Source organism: Hydrogenophaga sp. (assembly GCF_030651625.1).
Classification (GTDB): domain Bacteria; phylum Pseudomonadota; class Gammaproteobacteria; order Burkholderiales; family Burkholderiaceae_C; genus Hydrogenophaga.
Window position 1 is genome coordinate 36,004 of the sequence record NZ_JAUSCF010000023.1, and the last position, 23,389, is coordinate 59,392.

20 protein-coding genes are annotated in these 23,389 nt (G+C 65.5%); 14 read left to right on the forward strand and 6 right to left on the reverse strand.

What is annotated here, in order from left to right; translation table 11 throughout:
• Window positions 1–60 precede the first annotated feature (60 nt).
• Window positions 61–960 carry a zinc ribbon domain-containing protein gene (locus Q7V46_RS10245; RefSeq protein WP_370690323.1) on the forward strand — a complete coding sequence of 300 codons (900 nt, stop codon included), beginning with the start codon at window positions 61–63 and terminating at the stop codon, window positions 958–960.
• Window positions 961–1,054: 94 nt separating this feature from the next.
• Here the strand turns inward: Q7V46_RS10245 and Q7V46_RS10250 are convergent, their stop codons facing one another.
• The 4 genes from Q7V46_RS10250 to Q7V46_RS10265 form a co-directional block, all read right to left on the reverse strand.
• Window positions 1,055–1,501, reverse strand: a complete 447-nt coding sequence (locus Q7V46_RS10250; protein WP_304913443.1) for a hypothetical protein — start codon at window positions 1,499–1,501, stop codon at window positions 1,055–1,057.
• Window positions 1,498–1,719 carry a hypothetical protein gene (locus Q7V46_RS10255; protein ID WP_304913444.1) on the reverse strand — a complete coding sequence of 74 codons (222 nt, stop codon included), beginning with the start codon at window positions 1,717–1,719 and terminating at the stop codon, window positions 1,498–1,500. Before Q7V46_RS10255 ends, Q7V46_RS10250 begins: the two co-directional genes overlap by 4 nt.
• A gap of 201 nt (window positions 1,720–1,920) precedes the next feature.
• Window positions 1,921–3,360, reverse strand: a complete 1,440-nt coding sequence (locus Q7V46_RS10260) for an NAD-dependent succinate-semialdehyde dehydrogenase (RefSeq protein ID WP_304913445.1) — start codon at window positions 3,358–3,360, stop codon at window positions 1,921–1,923.
• A 138-nt stretch (window positions 3,361–3,498) separates the two neighbouring features.
• Complete coding sequence (locus tag Q7V46_RS10265) at window positions 3,499–5,061, reverse strand: YifB family Mg chelatase-like AAA ATPase (protein ID WP_304913446.1); 1,563 nt, start codon at window positions 5,059–5,061, stop codon at window positions 3,499–3,501.
• 322 nt (window positions 5,062–5,383) lie between these two features.
• On the opposite strand from Q7V46_RS10265, the gene glnK (Q7V46_RS10270) reads away from it, so the two are divergent.
• From glnK (Q7V46_RS10270) to Q7V46_RS10310, 9 genes are all read left to right on the forward strand, one after another.
• A complete protein-coding gene (glnK, locus tag Q7V46_RS10270) occupies window positions 5,384–5,722 on the forward strand; it encodes a P-II family nitrogen regulator (RefSeq protein ID WP_304913447.1) in 339 nt (112 codons plus the stop codon).
• Window positions 5,723–5,735: 13 nt separating this feature from the next.
• The gene (locus Q7V46_RS10275) at window positions 5,736–7,082 is read left to right on the forward strand and encodes an ammonium transporter (protein ID WP_304913448.1); all 1,347 of its coding nucleotides are present in this window, start codon (window positions 5,736–5,738) and stop codon (window positions 7,080–7,082) included.
• Between the two features lie 194 nt (window positions 7,083–7,276).
• The gene (gene glnK, locus Q7V46_RS10280; RefSeq protein ID WP_304913449.1) at window positions 7,277–7,615 is read left to right on the forward strand and encodes a P-II family nitrogen regulator; all 339 of its coding nucleotides are present in this window, start codon (window positions 7,277–7,279) and stop codon (window positions 7,613–7,615) included.
• A 31-nt stretch (window positions 7,616–7,646) separates the two neighbouring features.
• Window positions 7,647–9,038: an ammonium transporter gene (locus Q7V46_RS10285; RefSeq protein ID WP_304913576.1), complete on the forward strand. Its 1,392-nt coding sequence runs from the start codon at window positions 7,647–7,649 to the stop codon at window positions 9,036–9,038.
• Between the two features lie 278 nt (window positions 9,039–9,316).
• Complete coding sequence (locus tag Q7V46_RS10290; protein ID WP_304913450.1) at window positions 9,317–9,592, forward strand: hypothetical protein; 276 nt, start codon at window positions 9,317–9,319, stop codon at window positions 9,590–9,592.
• A gap of 99 nt (window positions 9,593–9,691) precedes the next feature.
• Complete coding sequence (glcE, locus tag Q7V46_RS10295) at window positions 9,692–10,822, forward strand: glycolate oxidase subunit GlcE (protein ID WP_304913451.1); 1,131 nt, start codon at window positions 9,692–9,694, stop codon at window positions 10,820–10,822.
• Window positions 10,823–10,919: 97 nt separating this feature from the next.
• Window positions 10,920–12,194 carry a glycolate oxidase subunit GlcF gene (gene glcF, locus Q7V46_RS10300; protein WP_304913452.1) on the forward strand — a complete coding sequence of 425 codons (1,275 nt, stop codon included), beginning with the start codon at window positions 10,920–10,922 and terminating at the stop codon, window positions 12,192–12,194.
• 172 nt (window positions 12,195–12,366) lie between these two features.
• On the forward strand, window positions 12,367–12,732 hold the full coding sequence (locus Q7V46_RS10305) for a CidA/LrgA family protein (protein WP_304913453.1): 366 nt from the start codon (window positions 12,367–12,369) through the stop codon (window positions 12,730–12,732).
• Window positions 12,729–13,487, forward strand: a complete 759-nt coding sequence (locus Q7V46_RS10310) for an LrgB family protein (protein WP_304913454.1) — start codon at window positions 12,729–12,731, stop codon at window positions 13,485–13,487. Before Q7V46_RS10305 ends, Q7V46_RS10310 begins: the two co-directional genes overlap by 4 nt.
• 34 nt (window positions 13,488–13,521) lie before the next feature.
• On the opposite strand, the gene Q7V46_RS10315 is transcribed toward Q7V46_RS10310, so the two are convergent.
• Window positions 13,522–14,004, reverse strand: coding sequence for a glutathione peroxidase (locus tag Q7V46_RS10315; protein ID WP_304913577.1), 483 nt, complete (start codon window positions 14,002–14,004; stop codon window positions 13,522–13,524).
• Between the two features lie 159 nt (window positions 14,005–14,163).
• Here Q7V46_RS10315 and Q7V46_RS10320 point away from each other — a divergent pair, with 159 nt between their 5' ends.
• Window positions 14,164–15,264: a response regulator gene (locus Q7V46_RS10320; protein WP_304913455.1), complete on the forward strand. Its 1,101-nt coding sequence runs from the start codon at window positions 14,164–14,166 to the stop codon at window positions 15,262–15,264.
• Window positions 15,265–15,886: 622 nt separating this feature from the next.
• Here Q7V46_RS10320 and lplT read toward each other — a convergent pair.
• The gene (gene lplT / locus Q7V46_RS10325) at window positions 15,887–17,170 is read right to left on the reverse strand and encodes a lysophospholipid transporter LplT (protein ID WP_304913456.1); all 1,284 of its coding nucleotides are present in this window, start codon (window positions 17,168–17,170) and stop codon (window positions 15,887–15,889) included.
• Between the two features lie 231 nt (window positions 17,171–17,401).
• On the opposite strand from lplT, the gene alr reads away from it, so the two are divergent.
• From alr to Q7V46_RS10340, 3 genes are all read left to right on the forward strand, one after another.
• Window positions 17,402–18,547, forward strand: a complete 1,146-nt coding sequence (alr, locus tag Q7V46_RS10330) for an alanine racemase (RefSeq protein WP_304913457.1) — start codon at window positions 17,402–17,404, stop codon at window positions 18,545–18,547.
• 367 nt (window positions 18,548–18,914) lie between these two features.
• The gene (locus Q7V46_RS10335) at window positions 18,915–20,090 is read left to right on the forward strand and encodes an efflux RND transporter periplasmic adaptor subunit (protein ID WP_304913458.1); all 1,176 of its coding nucleotides are present in this window, start codon (window positions 18,915–18,917) and stop codon (window positions 20,088–20,090) included.
• A gap of 26 nt (window positions 20,091–20,116) precedes the next feature.
• Window positions 20,117–23,383, forward strand: coding sequence for an efflux RND transporter permease subunit (locus tag Q7V46_RS10340; RefSeq protein WP_304913459.1), 3,267 nt, complete (start codon window positions 20,117–20,119; stop codon window positions 23,381–23,383).
• Window positions 23,384–23,389: the final 6 nt, after the last annotated feature.

Below are 23,389 nucleotides of genomic sequence, written 5' to 3' on the forward strand. Positions count from 1 at the left end.
TGAACGTCTCGCAGAGCCGCGTGCTAGAAACCCCATCCAACTTAAGCGATCAGGTGATTCATGGCGGTTTGCATAGCGTGTGGTACAGACAACCGGGACAAGGCGTTGTTCTGCCGGGGCTGTGCCACGTCCATGGTCGCGCTGGCAGGTTCTGCCGCAGCGGCTCCGGCAGCCCCTGCTGAAGAAACGGCATCCAAAGGCCCGACGCAAATCTGCCCCGCTTGCCAGGCGAAGAACTCGCTGGTGGCCACCTCATGCAAGAACTGCCACGCTTCACTGGTGCCCGACATCGTGGCACCCACCAAGCCCATTCCTGTATCGGTCGCGCCCAGCGGCAGCAACGCCAAGCTGGTGGTGATGGTGAGCCTGGCACTGGTGGCCACCGCCGTCGCAGCCTGGTGGTGGAGCGCACAGGAGAGCGCCATGCCCGTGCCTGTCGCGGTCTCTGCTGTTCCGGTGGTCGCCCAGACTGCGGGCCTGGGGGCCCAACTCGGCGCAAGCATTGCCATTGCATCGAAAGATGATCTTGTGGATGCCGATGCCGCGTCGGTGGCCGCAGCGGATGAACAGGCCGCGCGCATCAAGCAACAGGCTGCAGCGGTGGCCTCGGCAGACCGGGCACGCCGCCTGCGCGAACAGCGCGAAAAAGAAGCCCGCGCTCTGGCCGCTGTCGAGCAGGTGCGGGCAGAGCAGGTCCGCGAGCAACAACAGGCGGAACAAGCGCGACGCCGCGCAGAAGAAGCCGCCCGGCAAAGGGCGGCAGAAGTCGCTGCCCTCGCGGCGGCCCAGCCGTCGCGGCCAGTTCAGACGGTGGACATGATTTGCGCTTCCAGCACCAACTTCGTTGCACGGGAGGTGTGCCGCACCCGCGAATGCCGCAGCCCGGGCTTCACGAACGATCCTGTGTGTGTGCGTTTCCGGGAAGTGGAAGCTTCCAACACGCGCCAGCCCATGTTCTAGCGGTTGTTTTGTAGGGCAGTGAAGGGCGCATCTCAGCGCGTGAAACTCGCCGCCAGCGCCGCCGCCAAACGCCCGGCGTCGCTGGCGTTCAGACTCACTGCAATTGCGCCTGACCGTTGTAGGCCACGATGCAGCGTTGACGGTCCGAATCCGCCACGATGGACAGGCCGGCGCCAAACAGGCCCGGCGTGTTGGAGGCGCGGTACACCACCCCGGTGGTCACGCGCACACCGTCCTGAAAGGTCTGGCCCGATGTAGAGATGCCGAAGTTGTCTGGGTCCACCTGGCCTTGCAGGACCGCCGCGTTGCTCACCAGCGTCACGTTGCGCCCCGACTGGCTGACCGTCTGGATGACCTCGATGCGGTTGGCCACGCCGGTGTTGCAATCGTCCACCGTCTTGTTCATCACCACGAAGTAGGTGCCTGCGTACAGCGGCACCACCTCGGCCCCGGAGGATCCACCGCCACAACCCAGCAACAGCGCCGACAACAGAGGGGCGGCGACAAGCAAGCGGCCGCGAACAGAAACGGTGCGCATCATTGGGTACCGTCCTTCTTGACCAGCGAGTTCAGGACCGCCTGCAAGGCGCTGAAGATGGATCCGTTGCCCTGACCCGTCGCGGCCTTGGGTTGCTGGGGGGATTGATCGGCGATGGATTTGGCGAATTCGATCGCGCGCTGGTCGGGCTGCTTCGCCATGACGGTGGCCGACGCCACCAGCAGAGCGGCAGCGATGGAGGTGAGCTTGAAAAGTGACATGGGGGCTCCCGTTGAAAGCGCCTGGTCGGCGCCGTGAATTGAGGCGGCTTTTGCGCAAGCCGGAATCATGTTAGCAACGCAGAACAGCCTGAATGTCACTTGACCCTTTGCGGGTTGCGCGGCCGAGATGGTCGCGGTGGCGGCTTCTAGCGTCAACGCCCCTTGGAACGAAACCGCCTGGCGGTTTCCAGTTGGATTCCATCAGACGTTCATGATGGTCACGGCGCGGGCGTTCAGATAGGCCTCCATGGCCTCCGGTCCACCTTCTGACCCGTAGCCCGAGTCCTTGATGCCGCCAAAAGGCATCTCGGCCGACGGCATGGCCGGCATGTTCACCCACAGCATGCCCACCTCCACACGGCGCGCCAGCAGGTCTGCGTTCTTCAGGGAGCTCGTGAAGGCATAGGCTGCCAGCCCGAAGGGCAGGCGGTTGGCCTCGGCAATGGCTTCGTCCAGCGTCTGGAAACTGCGCACCGCCGCCATCGGGCCGAAAGGCTCGTCGTTGAACACGCGGGCATCGAGCGGCACGTCGGTCAGGATGGTGGGCTGCCAGAAATTGCCGGCTTCACCGATGCGCTCACCACCCGTGGCCAGTGTGGCGCCGCGCTCCACCGCGTCCCTGGTGAACTCGGCCATGGCCGTGACACGGCGCGGATTGGCCAGCGGGCCCATCTGAGTGGCCTCGGCGGTACCGTCGCCCACCGCCAGACCGACAGCGTGTTTGACGAATGCGGCAGAGAAGTCCTTGGCAATGCTCTCGTGCACCAGAAAGCGCGTGGGCGAGATGCAAACCTGTCCCGCGTTGCGGAACTTGGCACCGCCCGCGGTCTTCACGGCCAGGGCCACGTCGGCATCTTCGGCCACGATCACTGGCGCGTGCCCGCCCAGCTCCATGGTCACCCGTTTCATGTGCTGGCCGGCCAGTGCGGCGAGCTGTTTGCCCACCGGCGTGGAGCCGGTGAAGGTGATCTTGCGAATGACCGGGTGGGCGATCAGGTAGCTGGAGATCTCGGATGGTGTGCCATAGACCAGACCGAGCACACCCGGGGGCAGACCGGCGTCGGCAAAGGCGCGTACCAGCTCGGCGGGTGCGGCCGGGGTTTCTTCGGGCGCCTTGACGATCATGGAGCAGCCCGTGGCCAGGGCCGCCGCCAGCTTGCGCACGACCTGGTTGATGGGGAAGTTCCACGGCGTGAAAGCGGCCACGGGGCCGATCGGGTCTTTCAGCACCATCTGGCGCATGGCGAGGTTGCCACGCGAGGGCACGATGCGGCCGTAGACACGCAGGCCTTCGTCGGCGAACCATTCGATGATGTCGGCAGCGGCCATGGCTTCACCCTTGGCCTCGGCCAGCGGCTTGCCTTGCTCCTGCGTCAACAACGCGGCGATGGCGCCGGCGCGTTCACGCATGAGCCCTGCGGCGGCGCGCATGATTCTGGAACGGGTGATGGCCGGCGTGTCGCGCCAGGCCTCGAAGCCTTTTTGTGCGGCCTCGAGTGCCAGATCCAGGTCGGCCTGGCGGGCGTGCGCCACGCGGCCGATCTCTTTGCCGGTGGCCGGGTTGAACACGGGGAGCGTCTCGCCAGCAGTGGCTTCGCGCCATTCGTTTTGGATGAAAAGTCGGGTGTCGGGGTAGCTCATGGCGGTCTCCTCACTGAGAACAGGGATGGCAGAAAAAGGTGCACCTTACCAGCACGTGCGCGCAGCATCGACGTGGCTGTTCTTGAGCAAAGAGGTTTGACCGGCGTTTGGCCAGGGTGCAGGCTCCAGACGCCGGTTTCACGGGGTCTGACGCAAGACCCGCCGGTATTGCACCGCTTCCGCCACGTGGCTCGCGCTCACGCCCTGGGCGCCCGCCAGGTCGGCAATGGTGCGGGCCACGCGCAAGGCGCGGTGGGTGCTGCGCGCGCTCCAGCCGAGGCGGGCAGCGGCGGTGTTGAGGAACTTCAGCGCAGTGGTTTCGGCCAGCACGTGCTCGTCAAGCGCCTGTCCGGCCAGGGCCTGGTTGGGCTGGCCTTGCCGGGTGTGGGCCAGGGCGCGCGCGGTCTGCACACGCTCACGCACCGCACTGCTGGGTTCCCCGGCAGCGCCTTGCAACAGGTCGTCGGGTGGCAGCGCGGGCACTTCCACATGCAGGTCGATGCGGTCGAGCAGGGGGCCGCTGAGCTTGCCCTGGTAGCGGGCGATCTGATCGGGCGTGTCCCGGCAGGCTTTGGTGGGATGCCCCAAAAAGCCGCAGGGGCACGGGTTCATGGCCGCAATGAGCTGGAAGCGGGCCGGAAACTCGCTCTGCATGGCCGCGCGGGAGATGCGGATGTGGCCGCTCTCCAGCGGCTCGCGCAGGGCCTCGAGCGCGGCCCTTGGAAACTCGGGCAGTTCATCCAGAAAGAGCACACCGTGGTGCGCCAGCGAGATTTCACCCGGTCTTGGGGGCGAACCACCGCCCACCAGCGCCACGGCGCTGGCACTGTGATGGGGCGCGCAGGTGGGGCGCTGCGCCCAGCGCTCCAGCGAGAACCGTCCCGCCAGCGAGGCCACGGCCGCCGACTCCAGGGCTTCGAGTGAGCTCATGGGGGGTAGCAGGCCAGCGAAGCGCTGGGCCAGCATGGACTTGCCCGATCCGGGCGGCCCCATCATCAGCAGGCTGTGGCCGCCGGCCGCCGCGATCTCCAATGCACGCTTGGCTGCGATCTGGCCTTTCACATCCGCCAGATCGGCGTAGTGGGGCGCGCGACCGGCGCTGGTAGGGGTCAGCCGTTGCCAGCCACCGTCGTCTGGCGGGGGTTCGGTCACGTTTTGTGATTCCGGAAGAAAGTGGGCAATCACATCCAGCAAATGTCTCGCCCGGTAAACCTGCGCTTCCGGCACCAGGGCCGCTTCTTCGGCGCTGCCTGGGGGCAGCACCAGCCGGGTGGGAAGTGCCGGCCCTCCGCTGCCGGGCGATGAGCGATGCAAGGCCAGGCTCATGGCCAGCGCGCCGCGCACCGGTCGCAACTCGCCGCCCAACGACAACTCACCCGCAAATTCCCAGCCCGCCAGGCGTGCCGCACTGATCTGGCCGCTGGCCGCGAGGATGCCCAGCGCAATCGGCAGATCGAAGCGACCCGAGTCCTTGGGGAGGTCGGCCGGTGCGAGGTTGACCGTGATGCGCTTGTTGCTGGGAAAGTCGAGACCGCTGTTGGCAATCGCCGACCGGACCCGCTCCCTCGCTTCCTTGACTTCGGTATCGGCTAGCCCGACCAGCGTGAAACTGGGCAGCCCGTTGGCCAGATGGACCTCCACACAGACCGGCCGTGCTTCCAGCCCCAGCAACGCGCGGCTGTGCACCAGCGACAAGCTCATGTTTTCTCCCTGATTTGGTGCGCTTAACGCCTCCGATGGCCACGTGTTTGACCTTCGGAATAGCGCACCTGAATGGTGCGCACGCTTTTGGTGTCATGGCGCGAGACGTGCGCCAACCCGGAAATCATGGCACACGCAGGGTTCAAACCCACCCCAAGTTTGGGGGAAGTGGTGGCGTCAGAAGGATGTGTGCGGTGGGCCGGACAGACTCCGAATTCGGATTGGCATGGTCCCTGCATAGCGTTGTGAGCGAATGCAACAACGCGGGCGGCAGGCCTTTGGGTCGGGCGCCTTCCCGAGTTTCCAGAAGAGGAATCACAGCATGAAAATGGTCACCGCCATCATCAAGCCGTTCAAGCTGGACGAGGTGCGAGAAGCGCTCTCCAGCATGGGCGTGCAAGGCATCACTGTCACCGAAGTCAAGGGCTTCGGTCGTCAAAAGGGGCACACCGAGCTGTACCGCGGCGCAGAGTACGTGGTCGATTTCCTGCCCAAGGTCAAGATCGAAGCCGCAGTTTCTGACGACCTCGTCGAGCGCGTGATCGAAGCCATTGAAGGTGCCGCGCGCACCGGAAAAATCGGCGACGGAAAGATTTTCGTCAGCGATCTGGAACAAGTTGTCCGGATCCGCACCGGCGAAAACGGCAAAGAAGCCCTCTGAAAGGAAACCCCTCATGAAAACCCGAAACACCCTGCTGGGTGCCGGCTTGGCCCTGCTCGCCGGTACCGCCATGGCCCAATCGGCCGACGTCGCCAACCACGTGTACGAACTCCAGTTCGCCATGGACACGTTCTATTTCCTGGTTTGCGGCGCGCTGGTCATGTGGATGGCCGCCGGCTTCGCGATGCTTGAAGCAGGTTTGGTGCGTTCCAAGAACACCACCGAGATCCTGACCAAGAACGTCGCGCTCTTTGCCATTGCCTGCATCATGTACCTGGTGTGCGGCTACGCCATCATGTATGAGGGCGACATTTTCCTCTCCGGTATTGCCGGCGGTGAAAACCTCGCGACCGAAAAGCTGGCCGAATTCGCCACGCGCGAAGGCGGTTTTGGTGGCGACTCCATCTACGCCAACGCTTCCGACTTCTTCTTTCAGGTGGTGTTCGTGGCCACGGCCATGTCCATCGTCTCCGGCGCGGTGGCCGAGCGCATGAAGCTTTGGGCCTTCCTGGCCTTTGCTGTGGTCATGACGGGCTTCATCTACCCCATGGAAGGTTCATGGACATGGGGCAGCGCCTCGGTGTTCGGCATGTACACCCTCGGTGACCTGGGCTTCTCCGACTTTGCTGGTTCGGGCATCGTGCACATGGCGGGTGCCGCCGCTGCGCTGGCGGGCGTGATTCTGCTGGGCGCCCGCAAGGGCAAGTACGGCCCCAAGGGCGAGGTGCGGGCCATCACCGGCGCCAATCTGCCCTTGGCCACGCTGGGCACTTTCATTCTCTGGATGGGCTGGTTCGGCTTCAATGGCGGCTCGGTGCTCAAGCTGGGTGACATTGCCAACGCCAATAGCGTGGCCATGGTGTTCCTCAACACCAACACGGCCGCCGCCGGCGGCGCCGTGGGCGCGCTGCTGCTGTCGCGTCTGCTGTATGGCAAGGCCGACCTGACCATGCTGCTCAACGGTGCACTCGCCGGGCTGGTGGCGATCACCGCCGAACCCTCCACCCCCACGCCCCTGCTGGCCACGCTGTTTGGCTTTGCCGGCGGCATTCTGGTGGTGCTGTCCATCACTTTCCTGGACAAGCTCAAGATCGACGACCCGGTGGGCGCGATCTCGGTGCACGGCACCTGCGGCATTCTGGGGCTGCTGCTGGTTCCGCTGACCAACAGCGACGCCAGCTTCTCGGGCCAGATCATCGGCGGCCTGACCATCTTCGTGTGGGTGTTCGGCACCAGCCTGATCGTCTGGGGCGCGCTCAAGATGATCATGGGCATCCGGGTGTCCGAAGAAGACGAGTACAAGGGCGTGGACCTGGCCGAGTGCGGTCAGGAAGCCTATCCGGAGTTCGTCAACAAGTAGCGTGCTCTGCAAGGGGCACCTGAGATGACGCCCGCCCTCAACCGTCAACAACCTGTGACGCTTTGCGCACAGGTTGTTTGTCGTTGGCTCTCTGAATTGGTGCGTCAAGACCGCTTTGTGGCCACTTTTGCACCGATGTGGCACACATTGTGCTTGGGGCTATGGACCCTACACAACCCCCAGGAGAGTTCGTCGTGAAAATGGTTTCAGCCATCATCAAACCGTTCAAGCTGGACGAGGTGCGAGAAGCACTTTCCAGCATGGGCGTGCAAGGCATCACTGTCACCGAAGTCAAGGGCTTTGGTCGTCAGAAAGGCCACACCGAGTTGTACCGCGGTGCCGAGTACGTGGTCGACTTCCTGCCCAAGGTCAAGATCGAGGCCGCCGTGGCGGACGACCTCGTCGAGCGCGTGATCGAAGCCATTGAAGGCGCAGCACGCACCGGAAAAATCGGCGACGGAAAGATTTTCGTCAGCGACCTCGAACAAGTGGTGCGCATCCGCACCGGCGAAACGGGCAATGAAGCCCTCTGATCGCCCTTCCCGTACAAGAAAGCACATGAACATGAAAAACCTCATAGCAACCCTGATGCTGGGATTGGGCCTGGCCTTTGGTGGCGTCAACGCCATCGCCCAGACGGCGACCGAAGCACCCGCGGCCGCGATGGAAACCACCGAAGCCGCACCTGTTGCGGCCGAGGCCCCTGCTGCAGAAGAAGCTGCCCCCACGGTCGACAAGGGCGACGTGGCCTGGATGATGGTCTCCACCATCCTCGTCGTGCTGATGGTCCTGCCCGGCCTGGCGCTGTTCTACGGTGGCCTGGTGCGCAGCAAGAACATGCTGTCCGTGCTCATGCAGGTCATGGTGGTGTTCTCGCTGATCACCGTGCTGTGGGCCGTTTACGGCTACAGCCTGGCCTTCGGAGGCGAGGGACTGATCATCGGCAACCTGGACCGGGTGTTCCTGATGGGCATCAACGCCGACTCGCTGGCCGATACCTTCACCGACGGCGTGAAGATTCCCGAGTACATCTTTGTGGCTTTCCAGGCCACCTTCGCCGGCATCACCTGCGCCCTGATCGTGGGCTCGTTCGCCGAGCGCATGAAGTTCAGCGCCGTGCTGTTGTTCTGCGCCATCTGGTTCACTTTCAGCTACCTGCCGATCGCCCACATGGTCTGGGGTGCCGGCGGCTACCTGCTCGACAAGGGCGCGCTGGACTTCGCCGGCGGCACTGTCGTGCACATCAACGCGGCCATGGCCGGTCTGGTGGGCGCCTACATGGTGGGCAAGCGCATCGGCTACGGCAAGGAAGCGATGGCACCGCACAGCCTGACGCTGACCATGGTCGGTGCTTCGCTGCTGTGGGTGGGCTGGTTCGGCTTCAACGCCGGCTCCAACCTGGAAGCCAACGGCGGCGCCGGCCTGGCGTTCATCAACACGCTGTTTGCCACCGCCGCCGCCGTGCTGGCGTGGTGCATCGGTGAAGCACTGGGGAAGGGCAAGGCATCCATGCTGGGCGCTGCGTCCGGCGCGGTGGCTGGCCTGGTGGCCATCACCCCGGCCTGCGGCTCGGTAGGCCCCATGGGCGGCATCATCATCGGCCTGGTGTCTGGCTTCGTCTGCCTCTGGGGCGTGAACGGCCTCAAGAAGATGCTGGGCGCTGACGACTCGCTCGATGTGTTCGGCATCCACGGCATCGGCGGCATCATCGGCGCCATCCTGGTCGGCGTGTTCGCAGCACCTGGCCTGGGCGGCACCGGCGGCGACGACTTCGCCATCGGCAGCCAGGTCCTGATCCAGGCCGAGGGCGTGCTGATCACCATGGTCTGGTCGTCGGTGGTCGCTTTCGTCGCCTACAAGATCGTGGACATGATGGTGGGCCTGCGCGTCACGGAAGAAGCCGAGCGCGAGGGTCTGGACATCACCTCCCACGGCGAAACCGCCTACAACCGCTGATCTTTCTCCTGCGGCGGCGAGCCAGCCAGTGCTGCTCGCTGCCCGCGGAGCCGAAATCTCCCTGGACGTTGAGCCCGCAATGCCATTGGCATGCGGGCTCTTTTTTTGGCATGGCCTCAGGGCCTCGCCATGAACAAGTGCGAGCCATTCAGCCAGTCGGACCGGGCTTCTCAATGCCCTGGCCAAACGGCTCCGGGCCAGGATGGCAGGGGTCCCTCCGCATCCAGCCGACGCCTCCCTATGATGTCCGCGATGCATCACCACATCAGGAGGACACCATGACCCCGTCGCACATCCGTCGCATTCCTCGCGTGCGCCCGATCCTCGCCCTGGTCCTGCTGTGCCTTGTCGGTCCGTCTGTCTGGGCTCAGACACACAAGCCCGCCACTGTCACAAATGAGGCCCCAGCCAGCACGGCCGATCCCCGTCTGCCCACCAGCGTGCGTTTCATCAAGGCACCGTCAGACGAGACCCCCGCAGCCAGAGCCAGAAGACTGAAGCGGGAATGCAAGGGCAGGCCCAATGCAGGCATGTGCCTGGGCCACGCGAGCTGACACCATCATCCGACGGGCGCTGCAGGACAGAAGGCGCCCAGGGCGATTGCATCGCTGCGTGCAAAAAATTCAAGCCTGGAACAGGCACCGGCGGCTACCATGTCCGCCATGATTTCCCACGTTGCAGAAGAACCGGTCCAGCTGATCGAACAGATACGCGCAGCCAGCGGCGCAGGCACACCGCTGCGCATCGTCGGGGGCGACACCAAGCGCTTCTACGGCGAGCCCGCTCAGGGCGAAGTCCTGTCCATGGCGGCGTGGGCAGGCATCGTCAGTCACGAACCCACCGAACTCGTCATCACCGTGCGCGCCGGCACGTCGTTGGCGGAAGTGGAAGCGGCACTGGCCGAGAAGGGGCAATGTCTGGCGTTCGAGCCGCCGCACTTTGGCGAAGGAAGCACCGTGGGTGGCATGGTGGCCGCCGGGCTGTCCGGACCTGCACGCGCCAGCGCCGGCGGTGTGCGCGACTTCGTGCTGGGCTGCCGCTTCATCAACGGTCGCGGCGAGTTGCTCACCTTCGGTGGCCAGGTGATGAAAAACGTGGCCGGCTACGACGTCAGCCGCATCATGGCCGGATCCATGGGCACGCTGGGGCTGATCACCGAAGTGAGCCTCAAGGTTCTGCCGGTCGCACCGGCCGAAGCCACGCTGGTGTTCACTTTGAGTCAGCACGACGCGCTGGAACAATTGCACCGCTGGGGCGGCCAGCCGCTGCCGCTGAATGCCAGCTGCTGGGTGCGAGATGACACACAGGCCAACTCACCGGAACTGCTGTTCGTTCGCCTGCGCGGTGCCGTTGCTGCGGTGGAGGCGGCGTGTGAGCGCATGCTGCGCGAGGCGGCCGGCGAGCGCATGCACAACACGCAAGCCGCACCCGACTGGGCCGACTGCCGCGACCACCGACTGCCTTACTTCGAGGCGCCTTCGCCCGAGCTGTGCCTGTGGCGCCTCTCGGTACCGCAGACCGCTCCCACGCTGGGCTTGCCCCACGCCCAGCTGATTGAATGGCATGGCGCCCAGCGTTGGATGTGGGCGCCTGCATCCGACGCTGCCAGAATCCGCGCGGCCGCCGCCGCCGTGAACGGACACGCCTCCCTGTTCCGCACCGGGGCCAACGGTGCAACAGGCGTTCCGCGCTTTGACCAGCAGTCGCCCGCCATCGCCACCATCACCCAGCGCCTGCGCGCCGAGTTCGATCCGGCGGGTATCTTCAATCCAGGCCGGACATGAGCCCCCACGCTCCACCGCTGCGCGGGTCGCTGCCCCCCGAAGGGGCGCGAACCCGGCTTGGGGCGGCCCGTCGCCAGGCTTCCATGGATTGACCCGTATGCAAACCAATCTCTCCCCCGAATACCAGCAGCGTGCCGACGGCCGCGAGGCCGAAGCCATCCTGCGCAAATGTGTGCACTGCGGGTTCTGCACCGCCACCTGTCCCACCTACCAGTTGCTTGGCGACGAGCTCGATGGTCCGCGAGGGCGCATCTACCTGATGAAGCAGGTGCTCGAAGGGGCAGAGCCCACACGCAAGACGCAGCTGCACCTGGACCGTTGCCTCACCTGCCGCAACTGCGAAACCACCTGCCCCAGCGGGGTGGACTATGGGCACCTGATCGACATCGGTCGCAAACTGGTAGACGAAAAAGTGCCGCGCCCGGCGAGCGAAAAGGTCGTGCGCTGGCTGCTGAAGGAGGGCTTGCCTTCTCCGCTGTTTGGTCCCGCCATGAAGATGGGCCAGATGGTGCGTGGCCTCATGCCTGCTTCACTCAAAAACAAGGTCCCGGCCAAGCAGGATGCCGGCCCCTGGCCCACCAACACCCATGACCGCAAGGTGTTGATGCTGGCCGGCTGCGTGCAGCCAGCCATGATGCCCAACATCAACAGCGCCACCGCGCGCGTGCTGGACGCGGCCGGTATCCAGACCGTGATCGCTCCCGAAGCCGGCTGTTGCGGCGCGGTCAAGTTCCACCTCAACGATCAGGAAGGCGGCAAGACGCAGATGCGCGCCAACATAGACGCCTGGTGGCCATTGCTGGAGCGGGGGGTCGAGGCGATCGTGATGAACGCTTCGGGCTGCGGCGTCACCGTGAAGGAATACGGTCACATCCTGGCCGACGACCCGACCCATGCCTACAAAGCCGCGCGTGTGAGCCTGCTGACGAAGGATCTGAGCGAATGCCTGCACGAGCTGGTGCCCGCGCTCAAACCCAAGCTGGCCAGCGTGCCCGATGCGAAAAAGGTCATCGGCTATCACCCACCCTGCACCCTGCAACACGGCCAGCAGCTCAAGGGTGACGTGGAAACACACCTGACCGCATTGGGATTCAATGTGCAGGTGGCCAGGAACGAGGCCCACCTCTGCTGCGGCTCGGCCGGCACGTACTCGGTGCTCAATCCCAAGCTGTCGTACCAGTTGCGCGACCGCAAGCTGGGCCACCTGGGCGAACTTCAGCCGGCCGTGATCACCAGCGCCAACATCGGCTGCATCACCCATCTGCAGAGCGGCACGTCCATCCCGGTGCGGCACTGGGTGGAAGTGCTGGACAGTCTGTTGACCCCCCCCGCGCCACCTGCGGCGTCACCCCCCCAGGGGGGCGGCGCGTAGCGGCCGGGCGAAGCCCGTTCCGCGGCGCCCTTGGAAATGTCATTTCACGTCGGAGGAAAACGGGGATGTGTGACCGCTTCATCAAAAGATCATTGACCTCTGCACGCAGGGCCCACGCGGCTGCAGCAACCCTTGGCGACGTGGACTGGCCCTGGTTCGAGGGCGCCCGTTCGTGATCCCGGCGTTCGCGACACTGCTGGCGTTCCAGCTGGTGGGCGAGGCGCTGGTGCGCGCGTTGGTGGTGCCGGTGCCCGGGCCGGTGGTGGGCATGGCTTTGTTGCTGCTTGCGCTCGTGTTGCGGCCGGCGTGGACCGGCGCCATCAAGCCCACGGCGCAGACGCTCTTGCAGCACCTCTCGCTGCTGTTCGTGCCCGCCGGCGTGGGCGTGATGCTGCACCTGCAGCGGCTGGGTGACGAAGCGCTCGCCATTGGCGTGGCCCTGGTGATCAGTACCTGGGTCGGGCTGGCGAGCGCGGCGATCACCATGGCCTGGCTCATGAAGCGCGTGGCGCCTGCCAACGGCGAGGATGGGTCTTGAACGAGGTCTCGCCGCTCGCGGGCGCGTCGGCCGGTCGCCTGGCCGACGTGTGGGTCTACCTGTCGGCTTCACCACTGCTGGGCCTCACCGCCACGCTGCTCGTGTATCACGCCGCGTTCGTGGCATACCGGCGCACCGGCTTTCATCCGCTGGCCAACCCGGTGGCACTGTCCGTGATCGTGCTGGGTTCACTGCTCTGGGCCACCAGCACGCCTTACGCGACCTACTTTGAAGGCGCGCAGTTCGTGCACTTTTTGCTGGGCCCGGCCACGGTGGCGCTGGCGGTGCCGTTGTTCGATCAACTCGCTCGTCTGAAGCGGCTGTGGCTGCCCATGCTGGGGGCCCTGGTGGTGGGTACGCTGGCCGCCACGGTCAGTGCCATCGGTGTGGGCTGGGCGCTGGGCGCGTCCAAGGCCACCATCGCGTCACTGGCGCCGAAGTCGGTCACCGCACCGGTGGCCATGGGTATTTCAGAACAGATCGGCGGTCTGCCCACGCTGACCGCCGTGCTCGTGGTGTGCACCGGCATCCTGGGCGCGGCCACCGCGCGCACCCTGTTTGACCTGCTGCGCATCAAGGACCCCACCGTGCGCGGCTTTGCACTGGGCACCGCCGCGCACGGCATCGGTACCGCGCGAGCGTTTCAGGTGAGCGACGAAATGGGCGCTTTCGCCGGTCTGGCCATGGGGCTGTGCGCCTTGTTCAGCGCGGTTGCCCTGCCGCTGCTGGCGGGGTGGTTGCTGCGCTGGATATAGAGGCTTCCTGCGCCGGCTTTGCCACCACGGCGGGTTACCCCAGTTGCGCTTCGATGTCCTTGGCCAGCTTTTCCGGCGCGTCCTGGGGTGCGTAGCGCTTGATCACACGGCCGTCCTTGCCCACCAGGAACTTGGTGAAGTTCCATTTGATGGCCTTGCTGCCGAGCAGGCCTGGCGCTTCGGCGGCGAGCCACTGGTACAGGGGGTGTGCACCGGCGCCGTTGACGTCGATCTTGCTCATCATCGGGAACGTGACGCCAAAGTTCTTCTGGCAAAAGGCGCCGATCTCTTCGTTGCTGCCCGGGTCCTGGCTGCCGAACTGGTTGCAGGGAAAGCCCAGCACCACCAGGCCGCGCTCGCCGTAGGTCTGGTGCAGTTTCTCCAGGCCGCCGAACTGGGGTGTGAAACCGCAGGCGCTGGCGGTGTTGACGATGAGAAGGGGCTTGTTGCGGAACTGCTCAAGTGCCACCGGTTTCCCGTCGATGGATAGGGCTTCGAAGTCGTAAATGCTGGCCATGCCGGGTTCCTGCAGCGTTTGGAAAGGGGCACCCATTGTGGCTTCACATCACTGACGTCGCGCAATGTGTCACGGTGGACCCCGGACGCACTGCCGGGTATTGCCAAATTGCGGCATACTTATTAGTAATAATTTGTTAAAGCACATTGAGGCACACGCATGGCTGCTGCGTATTCGGTCGCTCTGGTGGGGTTTGCACAAAGTGAATCAGCGACCTTCGAATCCTTCTTCAGTCTCGCGGCGCGCCGTCCACCGGCCTACGCCGTGCAGGACGAGGTGTCGGACGCACAGATCCTGATCGTCAATGCCGACAATCAGCAGGCACTGAATCTGGTGCAGTTCGCCGAACTGCCCGGCCGGGTGCTGTTGCTTGGCAACTCTGATGGCGGCACAGGCTGGCCTTTGCAGCGCAAGCCGGTGAAACTGGTGGCGGTGCTGGCCGCGCTGGATGCCCTGGTGGGGGTGCGTCCGCCGAGTCCGAAGGTGGCGCCCGCCAGTACCGATCCGACCAGTTCCTTGCTGCAGGGTCTGGACGAGAGCATGCGCCGTGTCGGGCAGCGCGCCCCCGCGACAAGCGCACGCGCCGAAGCGCACCACGCCATGGCTCCGGCCGTCAAGAGCGGGCGCCGATCGGTCGATTCGGAGTTTCCCCCCACGCGTCCCATGCAACGCGAGACCAGCGCAGCCGCCCCGCCGGCGATGGCCCCACGGTCTTCCACGCGTCAGGGGGTGGTGCGCCTGACCGACTTTGGCGGCCTGGACGAGATGCCCTCGCCGCCGTCCAACCCGGTGACGCGCTCCGGGCGAGCGACCAAGTCGGCCCCGGGTACGGAAAAGGCTTCTGTGCCAGACGTCCCGCGCGGCGACATGTTGCTGGTTGCAGAAAGCCTGGTCGAAGGACGCATCCTGCACAAGCGCTTCAAGAAATACGGCCTGAACATCGACTGGTCGCGCGAAGCCAAGCAGGCGCTGGTGATGATGCAGAACCACGCCTACCGCCTGGTTGTCATCGACCGCCTCAATGGCGACCCCGATGCCCTGCAGGTCTGTCGTGTCGCCAAGCAGAAAAAGGGCCCCAAAGGCGCGCCGGTGGTGTTCATGTTTGCGCCCACGGCTGGCAGCATGGACCGCGTCAAGGCGGGCCTCGCCGGCAGCGACGCCTACCTGTCCCGCTCCGTGGGTGAGGCGGACCTGTACCGCACGTTGGCACAACACCGCCTGGTCAGCCTCGACGGCTTTGCCCCGACGAATATTGGGTAGCTCCCCCCTGCGCTGCTGACGCAGCTTCCCCCCTCCGTTGCGCGCCGCTGCGCGGCGCTTCGAGGGGGGACGGCGCGAGTGGCCCGGCAAAGCCGGTTCCACCGCGCCCCTGGAGTAAGCCACGCGCTCCGGCATGGACTTCAGCAGGATGCGCCGAATCGAAATACGGGCACATCTCCAAAGCGAGGTGATTTGGTCCAGGGGCAGCACAGGACGGCGCGAGTGGCTCGGCAAGCCGGTTCCACCGCGCCCCTGGAGTAAGCCACGCGCTCCGGCATTGTCTTCAGCAGGATGCGCCGAAACGAAATACGGGCACATCTCCAAAGCGAGGTGATTTGGTCCAGGGGCAGCACAGGACGGCGCGAGTGGCCCGGCAAGCCGGTTCCACCGCGCCCTTGGAGTAAGCCACGCGCTCCGGCATTGTCTTCAGCAGGATGCGCCGAAACGAAATACGGGCACATCTCCAAAGCGAAGTGATTTGGTCCAGGGGCAGCGCGGGACGGCTCCGCCGGCCCAAGATGCCGTCCCCCCTCCAAGCGCCAAAGGCGCGCCAGAGAGGGGGGAAGCCGCGTCAGCGGCGCAGGGGGGAGTACCCAATACAGCGCAGGGGGGCGTACCGAATTCAGCCGTGCAAGTCGTCCCGGCGTGCAATTTCAAGGAGTCGCTCCAGCTCGTGCGGGTGGACGCGCTGGTTGTGCCGGTGCCAGAGCGTGATCACCCCCATGAAGCCGGCCACCAGCACGCCAAAGGCGGTGATGGCCAGGAAGGCCGACCAGCCCAGGGCGGTTGAGAAGCTGTAGAGCGCGCCCAGCAGCAGGATGCAGGCCTGCTCGTTGAAGTTTTGCACGGCAATCGATCGGCCTGCGCCCATGAGGTTGTGTCCCCGGTGTTGCAGCAATGCGTTCATGGGCACCACCAGGAAACCGCCCAGGCCGCCCAGCAGCACCAGGAACGGGGCGGCCACCCAGACGTTGTCGATGAAGTTCATCAAGATGACCAGCACGCCCATGGCTATGCCCAGCGGCATGACCCGTGTGGCCTGGTCCAGTCGCATGCGCATCGACGCCACCACGGCACCCACTGCGGTGCCCAGTGCCACCACACCCACCAGTGATGACGCCTGGGTGGTGCTGTAACCCAGGGCGGCGCCGGCCCAGGCCAGCACGATGTAGCGCAGGTTGCCGGACACGCCCCAGAACAGGGTGGTCGTGGCCAGCGAGATCTGGCCCAGGCGGTCGCGCCACAGGCGGGAGTTGCAGCGCCAGAAATCGGGCAGCAGCGCGAAGGGATTGCGAGGTAGCGGGCGAGGCGTGACGCCGGTCAGGGGAATGCGGGTGTTGAACCAGGCCGCCAGTGCGTACAGCGTCACCAGCGCCGCCACGGCGGCTTCTGCCGGTGAGGTGATGCCTGTGTCCACCCCTGGCAGGTTGATGGCGAGCAGCATGCCCGACAACCAGGGTCCCACCAGTTGCCCGCCCAGCAACACGCCCAGGATGATGGAAGCAATGGTCAGGCCTTCGATCCAGCCGTTGGCCTTGACGAGTTGAGACGGCGGTAGCAGTTCGGTGAGGATGCCGTACTTCGCAGGCGAATAAGCTGCCGCGCCCAGCCCCACCAGCGTGTAGGCCAGCAACGGATGCACGCCGAAAAGCATCAGCAGGCAGCCCACCACCTTGATGGCGTTGCTGAGGAACATGACCCGGCCTTTCGGCCTGGCATCGGCGAAAGCGCCCACGAACGGCGCCAGCAACACATAGAACAGCGCAAACACCGGTACCAGGGCCGCGCTTTGCCACTCCGGCTCACCCCGCGTGCGCAACAGTTCAATGGCGGCCACGAACAACGCGTTGTCAGCCAGAGAGCTGAAGAACTGCGCCGTCATGATGGTGTAGAAGCCGCGCTTCATGGCAATGAATTTGTGGCTCTGTCCGGCGAGCAGAAGGGGTCTGTCGCGGTATTTATGTGCGAAAGTTCGAGGTGCGGTCTCCAGCGATGGCGGGTTATAGCACGCCAAATGTGACGGCTTGTAAGCCCCTTCGTGCCGAAATGGGCATCTGCAAGCACCTTTTGCATGAAGAATGCCGCGAGCGGTCCCACTCCGAGACTTTTCCCACAACCCCGGTCCAACGTACCCACCATGCCGCGTCCCATTCTGGCCACCGTACATTCCGATGCCTTGCGCCACAACCTGCAGCGCGCACGCGATTGTGCGCCCGACGCCCGTGTGTGGGCGGTGGTGAAGGCCAATGCATACGGCCACGGCATCGAACGCTGCTTTGAGGCGCTGCGCTCGGCCGACGGCTTTGCGCTGCTTGACCTGGACGAAGCCGAACGCATAAGGGCGCTGGACTGGCGCGGGCCGGTGCTCCTGCTCGAAGGCGTTTTCGAGCCACGAGACCTGGAACTGTGCTCGCGCCTGCACGTGTGGCACACCGTGCACTGCACCGAGCAGATCGACTGGCTCGCTGCGCACAAGACCCAGGTGCCGCACCGGGTGTTTCTCAAGCTCAATTCGGGAATGAACCGCCTGGGCTTCAAGCCGGGCGCCTTTCGCGCTGCCTGGGCCCGCCTGAACGCCTTGCCGCAGGTCGATGAGATTTCCCTCATGACCCACTTCAGCGATGCCGACGGCCAGCGGGGCATCTCGCACCAGCTGTCGGTTTTCGAAGCTGCCACCGCCGACCTGCCCGGCGAGCGCACCCTGTGCAACAGCGCGGCCATCCTGCGCCACGCTGCCGTGCCACTGCACAGCCGCGCGGGCGAGGCAGCCACCGAGGTGCTCGCGTCCGACTGGGTGCGCTCGGGCATTGCCACCTATGGCAGCGCCCCAGACCATCCCGGCCGTACCGCTGCCGACTGGGCGCTGCAACCCGCCATGACCTTGAGCAGCCGCCTCATCGGCGTGCAGGATCTGGAGGCGGGCGACACCGTCGGCTACGGCTCGGCCTTCACGGCAGACCGGCCAATGCGGGTTGGCGTGGTGGCCTGCGGGTACGCCGACGGGTATCCGCGTCATGCACCCAACGGCACGCCGGTGCTGGTGAATGGTGTGCGCACCCGGGTGGTGGGGCGGGTGAGCATGGACATGATCACGGTCGACCTATCACCACTGGATGAAGCTGGCCATGCCATTGGTGTGGGCGCGGAGGTGGTGCTCTGGGGCCGAAGCGCGAGTGGGGCGGTGCTGCCGGTGGACGAGGTGGCCCATGCCGCAGGCACGATTTCATATGAGTTGCTTTGCGCGGTGGCCCAGCGGGTGCCGTTTGCAGCGGGAGAGGGCTGAGGGCAGGAGTCGCGTTCCATTGCTCGAAGGCGGTGCCTTCCCACCTTCGCCCCACTGGTGAGCGAATGGGGGCGAGGGGGTTCCTTCCCGCATGCGCCTTGTTTCTCCGGATGCCGGGTGTGGCCGGGTCTCGCCCCGGCCACACCGCGCCCCGCGTGGACCTCAGCCACTGTGTAGCAAAAAGTTCGCATTCGCCCCCGTACTGGCCTCAACGCGCTTCAAGAACAACGTCTGCTGCCGCTGCACCACCCTGCGGATGCCTTCCGTCGATCCCGGTCCTTGACGTTGGATGAAGCCGCCCCTGTCTGTTCTTGACTTGTACCCCTGGGGGTATATGTGTATACTTCGGTCCGTACAGGAGAACACCATGTCCAGCCCTATCACGTCCCGTCTCTACAGGTCCCGTTCCTGCGCTGCTCAGGCGCTCCCGCCTGCCGCGCCGCGCACATTCGCGCTTGGCGCTCTATCGCTGGCGCTGTTGTCGGGCGCTCTCTTGTGGATGGGCACAACGGCACATGCATCCGAGCCTGCACAGGCAACGGCCAGCGTGCAGGTGCCCGTGGTGACACTGGGTTCGCAGGCCGTTGGATCGGCGTTGTCGCTGGACGGCAGCCTTCAGGCGGTGAGGCAGAGCACCTTGTCGGCGCAGGCCAGCGGGCGCATTGCCGAACTGCGTGTGAAGGCGGGTGACCGGGTGAAAGCAGGGCAGGTGCTGGCCGTGGTGGACGACCGCGCCACGCAGGCCGGCGTTGCCCAGGCACAAGCAGGGTTTGCGCAGGCCGATGCCCAATTGGCCAACGCCCGTGCCCACTACGAGCGCACCCGCGAGCTGCGTGAAAAAGGCTTCATGGCCCAGGCCGCGCTGGACACCGCACAGGCCCAGCTGCGCGCGGCCACGGCAGGTGTGGCCGCTGCGCGTGCCGGCCAAACCCAGTCGTCGCTGGCCCAGGGCTTCACCCGCCTGACAGCACCCTATGACGGTTGGGTGCTGCAAACACACGCCGAAGCTGGAACGCTGGCCATGCCGGGCTCGCCCTTGGTCACGGTCTACGCGCCACAGCCGATCCGGGTGGTGGTGCACGTGCCTGCGTCGCAGCAGGCGTTGGCCCAGCAGGCGCAGCGCATCGAAGTGCAACTGCCCGGCCCTGAAGGCCGCTGGGTGGAGCCCGCGCAACGCACCAGCCTGCCGGCGACCGACACCGTCACCCAGACAGTGGAATGGCGCCTGGACTTGAGCGAGGTCGACGGTGCAGACCAGGTGCCCGGACGCAACGTGCGGGTGCGCTTTGTGGGTGCCGCTGTCGCCAATGCGCGGGAGCGCCTTCTGGTGCCCGCATCGGCGCTGCTGCGTCGTGGGGAAATGACCGCTGTGTACCTGGCCACCGCCGAGGGACACCCCTCCGCATTTGTGTTGCGTTCGGTGCGCCTGGGCGCGGACCATGGCGAGGCAGGCGTGGAAGTGTTGTCGGGCGTGCGTGCAGGTGATCGGGTCGCGCTCGATCCGGTGCGTGCCGGCCTGAGCGGTGCGCAGGTGGCCCAGTGAGTTCGAGCACACCAGGGAACACGGCCATGAACCCCAACAACCCCACCTCCAAAGTGCCTGAGAGGCTCGGCTTCTCAGGGTCGGTGGCGCGCATGTTTCAGGCCAATGCGATCACGCCCTTGCTGGCCCTCGTGGCGTTGCTGCTCGGTCTGTTCGCCGTGATGGTGACGCCACGCGAAGAAGAGCCGCAGATCAACGTGACCATGGCGAACGTGCTCATCCCGTTCCCCGGTGCATCCAGCGCCGACGTGGCCCAGATGGTGGCAGGTCCGGCCGAGCATGTGCTCTCGCAAATCCATGGTATCGAGCACACCTATTCGGTGGCACGCCCTGGAGTGGCCGTGCTCACCGTGCAGTTCGAGGTGGGTGTGCCACGCACCGAGGCGTTGGTGCGCCTGTACGACGTGCTCAACGCCAACCAGGACTGGTTGCCGCAAGGCCTGGGGGTGTTGGCGCCCATCGTCAAGCCCAAGGGCATCGATGATGTGCCGGTGCTTGGCGCCACCCTGTGGAGCCGTGACGCCGACAGTGCGCACGACCTGGAGCGTGTGGCCCATGCGCTGGAGAGTGAGCTCAAACGCGTGCCGGGCACACGCGAGGTGGAAACCATCGGTGGCCCAGGCCGGGCGGTGCATGTGTGGCTGGACCCGGCTCGCCTGCGCGAGCGCGGCGTGAGCGTACAGGCCTTGCATGGCGCCATCGCCTCAGCCAACCAGGCCATGCCAGCCGGCTCGGTGGCCAACCCGGACGCCACCACGAGCGAACCGGGCATGCTCAGCGTGCAGACGGGCGACTTCCTGCAGAACGAGCAGGACGTTGGCGACATCGTGGTGGGTGTGAGCCAGGGGCGTCCGGTGTATCTCCGCGAAGTGGCGCGGGTGGAAGCCGGTGCCATGCTGCCCCAGCACTATGTGTGGTTCACGCCCGGAGCGGCGGCCGACTCCGCCCAGGCAGGGCAGGCTGGCCAGCGTTACCCCGCCGTCACGATCACCGTGACCAAGAAGCCAGGCGAAAACGCTGTGGACGTGGCGCGCGGTGTGCGCGAGCGCCTGGACAATCTGAAGAACAGCGTGATTCCCGACAACGTCGAGGTCACCATCACGCGCGACTACGGCCAGACCGCCGCCGACAAGGCCAACAAGCTGATCCAGAAGCTGATCTTTGCCACCGGCAGCGTGATCATTCTGGTGGGCCTGGCGTTGGGCCGGCGTGAAGCCATCATCGTTGGCGCGGCCGTGATACTCACCCTGACCGCCACGCTGTTCGCCAGCTGGGCCTGGGGTTTCACGCTCAATCGCGTGTCGTTGTTCGCGCTCATCTTCTCCATCGGCATCCTGGTGGACGACGCCATCGTGGTGGTGGAAAACATCCACCGCCACCGCGGCCTCACGCCCGATGCGCCGCTGGCCGAAATCATTCCGCGTGCCGTCGATGAGGTGGGCGGCCCCACCATCCTGGCCACCTTCACCGTGATTGCGGCGCTGCTGCCCATGGCCTTCGTGAGTGGCCTGATGGGCCCGTACATGAGTCCGATCCCGATCAACGCCAGCATGGGCATGGCGATCTCGCTGGCCATCGCTTTCACTGTGACGCCGTGGCTCGCTCTCAAGCTGACAAAGACCACGGGTTCAGGTGCACACGCCCACGGTCCGAGCAAGCTGAACAGTGGTCTGCAGCGGCTCTTCACCCGTGTGCTCACGCCCTTTCTGCAGAGCGCGAAAAAGCGCTGGCTGTTGCTGGCCGGCATTCTGGTGGCGCTGCTGCTGTCCGTGGGCATGACCGTGGTGCAGTGGGTGGTGCTGAAGATGCTGCCCTTCGACAACAAGAGCGAGTACCAGGTCGTGCTCGACATGCCAGCGGGCACACCCCTGGAAGACACGGCCGCCGCGTTGCAGGACATGAGCACCTGGCTGGCCACACAAAAGGAAGTGGCCGACGTGCAAGGCTACGCCGGCACCGCCAGCCCCATCACCTTCAACGGACTGGTGCGCCAGTACTACCTGCGTGCGGACGCAGAAGGTGGCGACCTGCAGATCAATCTGGTGGCCGCCAGCGACCGCAGCGAGCAGAGCCACGCCATCGCGCAGCGCCACCGCATCGAGCTGGAAAAAATTGCTGCTGCACATGGTGCCCGCATCAAGGTGGTCGAGGTACCGCCAGGGCCGCCGGTGCTCTCGCCCATCGTGGCCGAGGTCTATGGTCCCGATGAACAAGGCAGGGCCGAGCTGGCCCGTCGCGTGGCCAAGGCCTTCGGCGACACGCCCGACATCGTCGGCATCGACACGACGCTGAAGGAGGACGCACCGCGCGCCTTCCTGCGCATCCAGCGCCAGCGCGCCGAGTCGCTTGGCATTCCGGCACAGGTGATCGCGCAGACGGTTTACGCCGCACTTTCCGGCACCGACGTCGCCTACCTGCACGACGGCCAGGCGCGGTACCCGGTGCCCGTGCGGATGCAGTTGCCACGCGAAGCCCAGGTGGGGCTGGACGACCTGCTGGCCTTGCCGATGCAGGCCTCCGGTGGGCGCATGGTGCCCTTGTCTGAGCTGGTGCGGGTGGAGCGCGGGGTGACAGACCAGCCCCGCTACACCAAGAACCTGCTGCCGGTCACGTACGTGATGGGTGACATGGCGGGTGCGCAGGACTCGCCGCTGTACGGCCTGTTCGCCATTCGCAGTCAGTTGGCAGCCGCTGCACTGCCCAACGCAGGCGAGCTGGGCGAGTACTGGATCAGCCAGCCGGACGACCCGTACCGCCAGTACGCCATCAAGTGGGACGGCGAATCACAGATCACGTATGAGACCTTCCGCGACATGGGTGCTGCCTACGGCGTGGGCCTGATCCTGATCTACCTGCTGGTGGTGGCGCAGTTCCGCAGCTACATCACGCCGCTGGTGATCATGGCACCCATTCCGCTCACCATCATCGGTGTGATGCCGGGCCACGCACTGTTGGGCGCGCAGTTCACCGCCACCAGCATGATCGGCATGATCGCGCTGGCCGGCATCATTGTGCGCAACTCCATTCTGCTGGTCGATTTCATCGAACTGGAAACCGCGCGCGGCCTGGCCTTTGCCGACGCGGTGGTGCAGTCCGCTGCGGTGCGCGCGCAACCCATTGCGCTGACCGGACTGGCCGCCATGATGGGCGCCTTTTTCATCCTCGACGACCCGATCTTCAACGGCCTCGCGGTCTCGCTGATCTTCGGCATCGCTGTGTCCACGCTACTGACACTGGTGGTGATTCCCGTTCTGTACTTCTCTGTTTACAGACGGCACCACGCCGAATCCTGATTTTGT